This window comes from Psychrobacter sp. SHUES1 (assembly GCF_001652315.1).
Lineage (GTDB): Bacteria > Pseudomonadota > Gammaproteobacteria > Pseudomonadales > Moraxellaceae > Psychrobacter > Psychrobacter faecalis.
On record NZ_LXWA01000049.1, the window covers coordinates 22,552 to 32,794 of the forward strand.

Here is a 10,243-nt window from a genome sequence, read left to right on the forward strand (position 1 = left end):
ATGTCTTTTTGCTTTTATGACTTCACGTTTACCGCTAAATAGGGAAAACCGTGATTAATATAGCGATAACAATAAGCATTTATTGCCCTGCGCTCTCTTTTACTGCTGATTCGGGTGCTACCGACTCAGTGTTTGCCGCCTTTGCTGGTACGGCAAAATATTTTTGATTGATTTTATCATACGTGCCATTGGACTTTAGATTGGCCAAAGATTGATTGATTTTGGCTTGCAAGGCTTCATCGTTAGGACGCACGGCAATCGCAAAATTATCATTGATATCTATCTCATCGCCTTTGATTGCATAATTGCTGCCTGACGGTGAGCCAAGCCACTCTAGCGCTGGGAGTTTGTCAGATATCATGGCATCAACGCGACCAGAACCCAAATCCAAAAAGGCATTGCTCAAGGTATCATAAAGCTTCATATCAGCTTTTGGATAGGCATTTTCTAACCACTGCGAAGAGATGGTCGAGCGCTGTGCGGCAATAGAATGGGCATTGATATCGCTGCTATTGGCAGGATCAAAGCTGCTGTCTTTTTTGGCTAAAAATACCAAGGCATTGCTAAAGTACGGGTCGGTAAAAGCCACTTGCTTTGCACGCTCGGGCGTGACCGACATTGCCGCGACGATGGCATCATATTTACCCGCTTTAAGCCCAGGAATAATACCGTCCCAATCTTGCGCTATGATTTCACAAGTCATCTGCAAATCGTCACAAATAGCATTGGCGATTTCAACATCGAAGCCGCCAAGCGTGCCGTCAGCATTGGTATAGTTAAAGGGTGCATAAGCGCCTTCGGTGCCGATACGTAGTACATTATCATCGTCGCTCGCAGCGCTATTATTATCAGCCGCTTCGGACGTTTTAGTCGTATCCGAGCTAGCAGTTTCATTAGTCTCATTTTGACCATTACTACAGCCCGCTAAAGCTAATAGTGCCGCTAAGGCTAGCATCGATTTTGTCTTTAACAAGTGCTTACTGGCGGATGAGGTAACAGAGGACGTACTAGGCACAGGTGCTAAAAGAAGATGGTTGCTCATAATCATCCTTGATGTTGTTATTTGGCATTATTAATTGGCATTGGTACTTAGGAAAGTATTATAGATGGCATAAAGCACGCTTTAATTAAAACGTGCTTTATTAAAATCAGCGCTTATCTCATAGACTATGAGAGAAAGCTCTATTAATTAGTCGCCGCTTCCGTTTGCTCTTCTTTAGCAATTACTGCATTGGCATCGACATTACTGTCATCAGCGACCACCACTTCTTTGACGCCATCAGTCGCTACTGCTTTTTGCGCCGCCGCTGTTGAGCTGGTACCAAAATAACTGCCGGTGATTTGATCGTAAGTGCCGTTTTCTTTTAGTTCAGCCAAAGCTTTATTAAACTTGGCAACCAATGGATCGCCTTTACGGAAGGCAATACCCATCGCATCATCGCTGGTGCTGATTTCTTGACCTTTGACTTCGTAGTCTTTACCGGCGTCGGTTTTTAGCCAGTCGATACCGGTGACTTTATCAGACATCATGGCGCGCACGCGACCTGAGGTTAGATCTAGATAAGCGTTGTCTTGAGTGTCATAAAGCTTGATGTCAGAGTCAGCATGTTTTTCTTGTAGATATTGTGACGCAACCGTCGAGCGCTGTGAAGCAACTGGCTGACCTTTTAGGCCATCGACGGTAATATCATCGCCTTTTTTACCGATGAGGATGATACCAGTATGAAAGTACGGGTCGCTGAATTCTACGACTTCTTTACGCTCAGGGGTGATTGACATGCCAGCGATGGCCGCATCAAATTTCTGCGCATTTAGCCCTGGAATGAGGCCGTCCCAATCTTGCGAGATAACTTCACATTCAGCTTTCATTTGCGCACATAAGGCGTCTACCAGCTCAATCTCGTAGCCAATTAATTTACCATCGGCGTCGGTATAGCTAAAAGGCTTATAGCTTGATTCTGTGGCGATTTTTATATGTAACGGTGCGTCGCTTGTAGCAGCGGCGTCCGTATTTTCTGTAGGCGTTGAGCTGTTGTTACAAGCAGCAAGCATCAGCATCGCTGCACTAAGGGGCGCAAGCCATAGCGCTTTTTTGTTCATTGATGAGGTCATTGAAGTGATCATAGAGGTTATTCCTTAATATATTTACCAGCCGTTATTCATCCGCAATGGTTCAGACATTGGTTAATCGGCGCTTATTGAAACCGTCTGTTGACTAATAGCTATCAATTAAAGACTTCTCGCAAAGCGCATCAAGCAAATTACTGACCGAAGTTTTCTTGCTCAAGACGGGCAAGCTCACCGTTGCTACGGATTTCACTCAGCGCTTTATTAAAGTCGTCTTTGATTGAGTCACCTTTACGGACAGCAATGGCAATATTATCGTCGTTATCAATCTCATCACCCACGATACCAAAACCTTCTGGATTGTCCGCTAACCATGATTTGGCAGAGACTTTTTCAGCAAGTACCGCATCGCTACGACCAGATTTTAGGTCTAAGTAGGCATTGTCATAATTATCATAAAGCTTGACGGTGTTGCCGTCTTTACCTTCATAATTATCTTGTAAATACGCGCCAGGTGTCGTTGAACGCTGGCCACCAAGGGTTAGGTTTTTAATGGATTTGGGGTCAAAGCCGCCTTTGGTATCGGTAAGCCAAACCATGGTATTGGCGAAATACGGCTCGCTGAAATCAACCTTTTCTTGACGCTCTTCAGTGATTGACATACCAGCGATGACGGCGTCGTATTTTTGCGCCAATAGACCTGGAATAATACCGTCCCAATCTTGAGCAACGATTTCACATTTGGCTTGCATTTGCGCACATAAGGCATTGGCGACGTCGATATCGAATCCTGCCAAGCTGCCATCGGCATTGGTATAGTTAAAGGGAGGGTATGCGCCCTCAGTGGCGATGCGAATGGTCTTGCCCGCCGTTTCTGTAGCAGAGGCATCAGCGCTGCTATCAGTGGCGTCATTAGCAGACTGACTACAAGCGCCAAGCATAAGCGCGGCGGTGACGGTCATCGATGACCACAATAGGCGAGAATTCGACATCATACATTCCTTAAATTCTGATGAGGTTTTGATATAGGGTTCTGATATTTTGTTCTCTGACGTCCCTGCCAGATAAGCAAGTCAATGAACATAAAGACATAGGCAGACGCCAGTTGCGACTGCCTATAAACCCTTTGATAATACCTGACTCAAATATCAAAAACAAACGTTTTGCATACCAACTGTGATTATTCGGTAATAAAAAGACTAAGAAAATTTAGGCCAAGAAAATTACTGAGGGCAACTTTTGTATCACAAGCGTTTTAGGTTTTTTGACATTCAACCAAACACCTGTAAAACATTCGCTTCTAGTTTTGACGATGCGATGCCATAAAGTCTTTAACGCGCTCAGATTTTGGATGGTCGAAAACTTGCTCAGGTGTACCAATCTCTTCGATGATACCTTGATGCAAGAACACCACTTTGCTTGATACCTCACGGGCAAAGCGCATCTCGTGGGTAACGATCAGCATGGTACGCCCCTCTTCGGCAAGCTCACGCATGACCGCAAGTACTTCATTGACCAGTTCAGGGTCGAGTGCCGAGGTTGGTTCATCAAATAATAACACCTGTGGCTGCATGGCAAGGGCGCGCGCTATCGCCACACGCTGACGCTGACCGCCCGATAAATTCGCCGGATAAGCGTCTTTTTTATCGAGTAAACCCACTTTATCGAGCAGCTTTTCTGCATCGCTAATCGCTTGGTCTTTTTTAATTTTTAAGACTTGCGTTGGTCCTTCGATGATATTTTGCAAAATGGTCTTATGCGGCCACAAATTAAAGTTTTGAAACACAAAGCCCACGCGCGCACGTAAGCTTTCTAACTGCTTAATGTCTGCTGCTTGCAATTCGCCTGATTTGGCAGGTTTTAGCATCAGCTCATCATTGCCGATGATGATACGCCCCTGATTGGGTTTTTCAAGCAAGTTAATACAGCGCAGCAAGGTTGACTTACCGGAGCCAGACGAGCCTAAAATAGAAATAACGTCGCCATCATAAGCGGTGAGAGACACCCCTTTTAGCACCGCCAACGAGCCGTAGCTTTTATGGACGTCTTGTAAATCTAAGGCGATAGGCCGAGTCGGATTCTTTGCAGTATCAAGCATGGTTTAGCAGACTTCCAATAAATATGAGTGAAAACATGAATAAAAAAATGCGCCATTGTCGCCTATAATGCGATAAAAAGGCAAACCCTGCCCCTTCAATTATTAAAGGTCATTAGAGTTTGACAGGATAATTCATTGCCGATAAAAAAATACTCAAAACGGCGCTCAGCTTAGATAACTCTAGCTAAGTAGCGCGGTACTTTTTTAAACGGAATCAACAACAAAATAAGGCCCATAACGCATAGTCAGTTATGGGCCTTATTTTATCATCTTAACGCCGCTAGCGCTGTTTTATCTGCTAAATAGTCAGTCGACGCCCGCAAGCGGCATTTAACAAACTCAACTAGTAAGTCGAAATGTGCTCTTCGCTTTCAGTTCCATCAAGGACTTCTGCATCATCAGCAGTTGCTACTGCGACATCATCATTCTCGCTAACGGCCATACCATCATTAGCATCGGCACTTGCAACGGCGACATCATCCGTGCTGTTTGCTGTTGCCACGCCGGTAGCGTTATTTTCTACTGGCGTCTGCGCGTCAGCGGTTGGTTCAACGTCCATTGGCGCTTCTTCTTTTTTGCCGCAGGCGCTGACACTTAATGCTGCTGCTACCAAGCCTACTGTGAGCCAGTTTTTATAGGCTTTATTTTTAATAGCCATTTTTTTCTCCATAATGAGTCTTTAGTTTATTAATCTTTATAAAATTCATCACTTTATTGCATCAGCCAATTGCTATGTCTTTCATTGATAACGTATGAGATAGCGTATGAATTGACCGTCTTAGCGCCCACTATACTCACGATTGACCACGACTACCTTAGCAGTTGCAGCGCAGTTCTGTTAAAAATACGTAACAGACAGCATACTTTTTTATCTCCCATTACTTATAAACGCTATAAAAAGTTAAAAACCTTAAAATACAACATAAGAAAACTCCGCAGTGCTTGCTAAACGGTAGTTATTCACAAAATCGACTTTACTATCGTCCTCATCTCCTCTATGTTAAATAGCAGAGCGCCATTAGAGCGCTAAACGATATTTTTTAGATTATTGATGATAAAAGGACGTTAATTTATGACGCAATCGAATACCACAGATGTAACCGCCTATATGCGGACGGTCGGTAAGCAAGCGCGCGCGGCATCACGAGCATTAGCTGCGGCCAATACTGGCGATAAGAATTCGGCGCTGATGGCAATCTATGATGCGTTAAAAAGCGCCAAAGCTGATATTTTAGCGGCCAATAAAATCGATATGGATAAGGGGCAAAAAAACGACTTGGACGCTGCCTTACTCGATCGTCTAGAGCTAAACGATGCACGCTTCGATGGTATGCTGCAAGGGTTAAAAGACGTGGCGGCATTGCCTGACCCTATCGGTGAAGTGACCGACATGACTTATCGTCCATCAGGTATTCATTTAGGCAAAATGCGTGTGCCACTCGGGGTAGTCGGGATGATTTATGAGTCGCGTCCCAACGTTACCTTGGAAGCGGCTTCGCTGGCGCTAAAATCTGGTAACGCTATTATCTTGCGCGGTGGTTCTGAAGCCTTTGAATCCAATCAAGCGATTGCCAAATGCATTTTACAGGGTTTAAAAAAGGTCGGTCTCTCTGAGCATAGCGTACAAGTGTTAGAAACCACTGACCGCGCTGCTGTTGGCGAGCTGATTACCATGACAGACTATGTCGATGTTATCGTACCACGCGGCGGTAAAGGTTTGATTGAACGTATCAGCCGCGATGCCCGCGTCCCTGTGATTAAGCACCTAGATGGTAATTGTCATACCTTTATCGATAGCGATGCCGATGCAGACACGGCGATTAAAGTCAGCGTCAATGCCAAAACTCACCGCTACGGTACCTGTAATACCATGGAGACGCTGTTGGTCGATGAAAATGTCGCCGATGAGTTATTGCCAAAGATTGCAGAAGCCATCGTAACAGCCGATGACGCCATGCAACTGCGCCTCGATGAGAAGTCACAGGCGATTTTAAATGACAATGCTACCCTGCAAGGTCATTTATCGGCAGCGACTAGCGAGGACTGGGATACCGAATATCTTGCACCTATCTTGGCAGTTAAGGTGGTAGCGGGTATCGACGAAGCGATTGAACATATCAACACTCACGGCAGCCACCATACCGACGTCATCATTACCGACAATTACACTAAGTCGCAGCGCTTTATCCGAGAAGTCGATTCGGCAAGCGTGATGATTAACGCCTCGAGCCGTTTTGCCGATGGTTTTGAGTACGGACTTGGAGCAGAAATCGGTATCTCAACCGATAAAATCCATGCCCGTGGACCGGTTGGGCTTGAGGGCTTAACCTCGCAAAAATGGATTGTTTACGGTCACGGCGAAACGCGCGCCTAGGGCATCATTGCTGCACTATAATTTATTGCCCAATTCGAGTATAATCTTAAATAACGTCAGCTTAATTGCTGGCGTTTTTTTATTATTGATAAATATGCTATATATGGCATATAAAAATTATTTTGCTGAATAAAAACCACGCTATAGGAAGCCGTGCCCATGCAAAGTGGCAAAATTAAACACTGGAATGCTGACAAAGGCGATGGCTTTATTGATGTAGACAATCAAGATGAAGATGTCTTCTTTCATATCAGCAGCGTGCGCTTATCGCGGCCGATAAGCGAGGGCCAGCTTGTTTATTTTAACAGTCAGCGTAATGACAAAAACCAATTACGCGCAACCGAAGTCACCTCTAACGAATTAAGTATTTTAGAAACGGCAGACGCAAAAGCACCGCTAGCAAATGCAACCAAACAACATGCAAAAAATACGCATACAAATAACCTTAGCTATCATCGAAAAAACCAGTCAAAAAATAACCAAAGCAGACAACATAAAAAAACTGGCTTATCTACTCTATTAAGTTTTATCACCCTTATTGCCGTGGCGGTTTTTTTCTTTGGTGATTTGACGTCTAGTTTTTTTGCAGACAGCACGCCAGCAACGTCTATAACGCAGACAGCGCCTAAGACCTCTAGCCCTGATACAGCAGCCACAGCAGCTATCACGGGTGACGCGCAAATTGACCAAACACTGGCGCTGATTCAGCAAGGCGGCCCGTTTCCTTACCCTGATAAAGATGGCACCACCTTTTATAATCGCGAAGGCAAATTGCCTGCCCAGTCGCAAGGCTATTATCGCGAATATACCGTGCCGACGCCGGGCGTTTCGCATCGCGGCGCACGGCGTATTGTCACCGGCGGTCATCCGCCAACCGTCTATTATTTGACCGTCGACCATTACGACAGCTTTCAGCAATTGCAGGTGAGATGATATGAACCAAGCGATTTACTATATTAAAAAAAATGACGTTAACCAAAACGCCATTGCTCAAAAAGACGAAGCGTTTATTAATGCCATTCCGAAGCATGCGATTAACATTCCAATTGGCGATGTTTTGAATAAAGAAACGCTGCTAAATAGCTTAGCGACAGCCGCCAATTTTCCCAGCTATTTTGCCCATAATTGGGACAGCGCTTGGGACTGTTTGACCGATAGTGATATCACAGACTTCACGCTTTACCTAAATGCGGTAGAAAGAATCAACAGCGAGGACTTTAATGTCTTTAAGCGCTTGATAGAGGACGCCTATAAAGATTTTGGCAAACCGCAATTATGGATTATTGAGGCTTCAGATGATGCCTACGCATAGCAAAACGAGCAGAACCTAAATTCGAGATAAAGCCAGTTTTATCTCGAATTTAGGTGAATTCATATTTACAGAAAGGATGAACTTATGGAAGTAACATTAAACGGATATTACACCCTGATTTTTGCCACATTGGTGCTATTATTAGGACGCTTTTTGGTTAAAAAAATCAAGTTTTTGGAAGACTTTAATATCCCAGAACCCGTGGCTGGTGGCTTGATTGCTGCTGTAATTGTTTATGCCCTTAATTTGATTTGGGGTTATAGCTTTAACTTCCACCAAGGACTACAAACAGCAACCATGCTGATGTTCTTTGCCTCTATCGGACTTAGCGCCGACTTTGGACGGCTGAAAGCAGGTGGTACGCCTTTATTAATTTTCACCATCGTCGTCTCGGTCTTTATTATTTTACAAGACGTGGTTGGGGTGGCAATGGCCAGCGTACTAGGTCTTGACCCGCTGCTTGGCTTAGTGACTGGCTCTATCGCGCTAACAGGCGGCCATGGTACCGCAGGCGCGTGGGGCGTTGTATTAGAAGAACAATACAATGTCGTTGGTGCCACCACTCTTGGTATTGCCGTTGCTACCTATGGTTTGGTTGCAGGTGGTCTGGTTGGTGGTCCTGTTGCACGCCGATTGATCAATAAAATGGGTCTTAAACCAACCCCTGTCAATCCCAATCAAAGCGACGTTGAAAAGCTTGCTGGTAAGCAGTCGTTATATAGTACCAAGCATAGCGAAGATGGCGATCATCGCCATGAAGAGATGTTTGAAAAACCTGATAATATCCGTCTGATTACCGCCTCTTCAACGATTGAGTCATTGGCTTTGTTTGCAGGAGCGTTGGCGTTTGCAGATATTATGACACTGGTTGCAGCAGATACCGCGTTTGAGTTGCCTACCTTCGTTTGGGCATTAGCAGGTGGCGTAATTATCCGTAATGCTTTAACCATGGTGTTCAATTTTGATATGTTCGACCGTGCTATCGATGTGATTGGTAATGCGTCATTAAGTCTATTCTTAGCCATGGCGCTGCTATCGCTAAAACTATGGGAGTTGACAGATTTGGCAGGCCCTGTATTGATTATCTTAGTCGTGCAGACTTTAGTCATGATTGGTTATGCTTATTTTGTTACCTTTAGAATCATGGGTAAAGACTATGATGCCGCGGTTTTGGCAGCTGGACACTCTGGGTTTGGTATGGGCGCCACGCCGACGGCGATTGCCAATATGCAGGCAGTGACCGATCGCTACCTGCCATCACCGAAAGCGTTTTTGATTGTACCGATGGTTGGTGCGTTCTTTGTCGATATCGTTAACGCGACTATCTTGCAGATATTTACCAAGTTACCGTTTTGATAAAGAAGATATAAATTAGAAATTTTGATTAAATGAATTTAGATAAACCCCGATTATAAAAATATAGTCGGGTTCTTTTTGAGTATTTTATATGAGCAACATGGCCCGTTAACAGCGTCTAACACAACAATTACGCAATTTATAATGACACCACAACCATTAGCCGTTATCAATAAACTATAAAAATATTGAGGCCTATTATGTTAATGTTTGCAGTGATTCTTGTGGTATCAGGCGCTCTGATTATTGGAGCGCTTTGGGGGCTTTACGGCCGCTTACCTAGCTGGCTTGAAGGTAATTTACTGGCGCTTGCTGGCGGCGCGCTGATGATATCGGTCGTCATCGAACTGATACAGCCAGCGGTGACTGACAGCGGCGTTTGGGTGACAGCGGCCTTTGCCATGCTGGGCGCAGTGGTATTTGCGAGTGTCGATTATCTACTCGATGAAAAGCTCAATGCCGATGGCGGCTCAGGACTACTGGCAGCCATCACCCTCGATGGCGTACCAGAAAACCTAGCGCTGGGTGTGGCATTAATTAGTGGCAACGTCATGCAAGTGGCGGCGCTAGCGGGCTCCATTCTGTTATCCAACTTACCAGAGGCAGCAGGCGGTGCCAAAGAAATGCGCCGCAACGGTGCCAGCAATAAAAAAGTGCTCATGCTTTGGATTGGGGCTGCAATTTTATTATCGCTGGCGGCTATCCTAGGCAAGGTGCTGCTAAAAAATGTCGATGATGCCATCATTAGTGCCATCAACTGTTTTGCAGCAGGAGCGGTTATTGCTTCTTTAGCGACCGAGGTCTTCCCTACTGCCTTTAAACGCAGCAACCATTGGGCAGGTATTAGTACCACCGTTGGCCTCATCTTAGCACTGGCACTAAATCAGCTTGGCGGTTAAAAGATAGGTTAAATATTTGGTGGTGTTCTAAAAAGTATGCTGGCATCAGACATAGCCATAATTGACATAGAAGAATACCAAATCAAACACCTTAAAGTGGTTATCAAACTTCTTTGAGAAGCAGCAGGTCTTTCGAA

General features: G+C 44.9%; 10 protein-coding genes. 5 read left to right on the top strand and 5 right to left on the bottom strand.

Annotated elements, in window-relative coordinates; genetic code table 11:
- Positions 1 to 79: 79 nt before the first annotated feature.
- From A7325_RS06590 to A7325_RS06610, 5 genes are all read right to left on the bottom strand, one after another.
- Positions 80 to 1,042 (bottom strand): ABC transporter substrate-binding protein, encoded by a 963-nt coding sequence (locus A7325_RS06590; RefSeq protein ID WP_068405998.1) that lies wholly within the window; start codon positions 1,040 to 1,042, stop codon positions 80 to 82.
- Between the two features lie 143 nt (positions 1,043 to 1,185).
- Entirely contained in the window at positions 1,186 to 2,124 is a 939-nt protein-coding gene (locus tag A7325_RS06595) for a transporter substrate-binding domain-containing protein (RefSeq protein ID WP_068406000.1), read from the bottom strand.
- 137 nt (positions 2,125 to 2,261) lie between these two features.
- Positions 2,262 to 3,062 (bottom strand): transporter substrate-binding domain-containing protein, encoded by an 801-nt coding sequence (locus tag A7325_RS06600; RefSeq protein WP_180952506.1) that lies wholly within the window; start codon positions 3,060 to 3,062, stop codon positions 2,262 to 2,264.
- Between the two features lie 305 nt (positions 3,063 to 3,367).
- Entirely contained in the window at positions 3,368 to 4,165 is a 798-nt protein-coding gene (locus A7325_RS06605) for an ABC transporter ATP-binding protein (RefSeq protein ID WP_068406004.1), read from the bottom strand.
- Between the two features lie 343 nt (positions 4,166 to 4,508).
- Entirely contained in the window at positions 4,509 to 4,823 is a 315-nt protein-coding gene (locus A7325_RS06610; RefSeq protein ID WP_082894325.1) for a hypothetical protein, read from the bottom strand.
- Between the two features lie 414 nt (positions 4,824 to 5,237).
- Here A7325_RS06610 and A7325_RS06615 point away from each other — a divergent pair, with 414 nt between their 5' ends.
- The 5 genes from A7325_RS06615 (at position 5,238) to A7325_RS06635 (ending at position 10,106) form a co-directional block, all read left to right on the top strand.
- Positions 5,238 to 6,539 (top strand): glutamate-5-semialdehyde dehydrogenase, encoded by a 1,302-nt coding sequence (locus A7325_RS06615; protein WP_068406009.1) that lies wholly within the window; start codon positions 5,238 to 5,240, stop codon positions 6,537 to 6,539.
- A 159-nt stretch (positions 6,540 to 6,698) separates the two neighbouring features.
- Entirely contained in the window at positions 6,699 to 7,472 is a 774-nt protein-coding gene (locus tag A7325_RS14115; protein ID WP_082894326.1) for a ribonuclease domain-containing protein, read from the top strand.
- 1 nt (position 7,473) lies between these two features.
- The gene (locus A7325_RS06625) at positions 7,474 to 7,851 is read left to right on the top strand and encodes a barstar family protein (protein ID WP_068406016.1); all 378 of its coding nucleotides are present in this window, start codon (positions 7,474 to 7,476) and stop codon (positions 7,849 to 7,851) included.
- An 84-nt stretch (positions 7,852 to 7,935) separates the two neighbouring features.
- Positions 7,936 to 9,207, top strand: coding sequence for a sodium/glutamate symporter (gene gltS, locus A7325_RS06630; RefSeq protein WP_068406019.1), 1,272 nt, complete (start codon positions 7,936 to 7,938; stop codon positions 9,205 to 9,207).
- A gap of 200 nt (positions 9,208 to 9,407) precedes the next feature.
- Entirely contained in the window at positions 9,408 to 10,106 is a 699-nt protein-coding gene (locus tag A7325_RS06635; protein WP_068406021.1) for a ZIP family metal transporter, read from the top strand.
- The last annotated feature ends 137 nt before the right edge of the window (positions 10,107 to 10,243 follow it).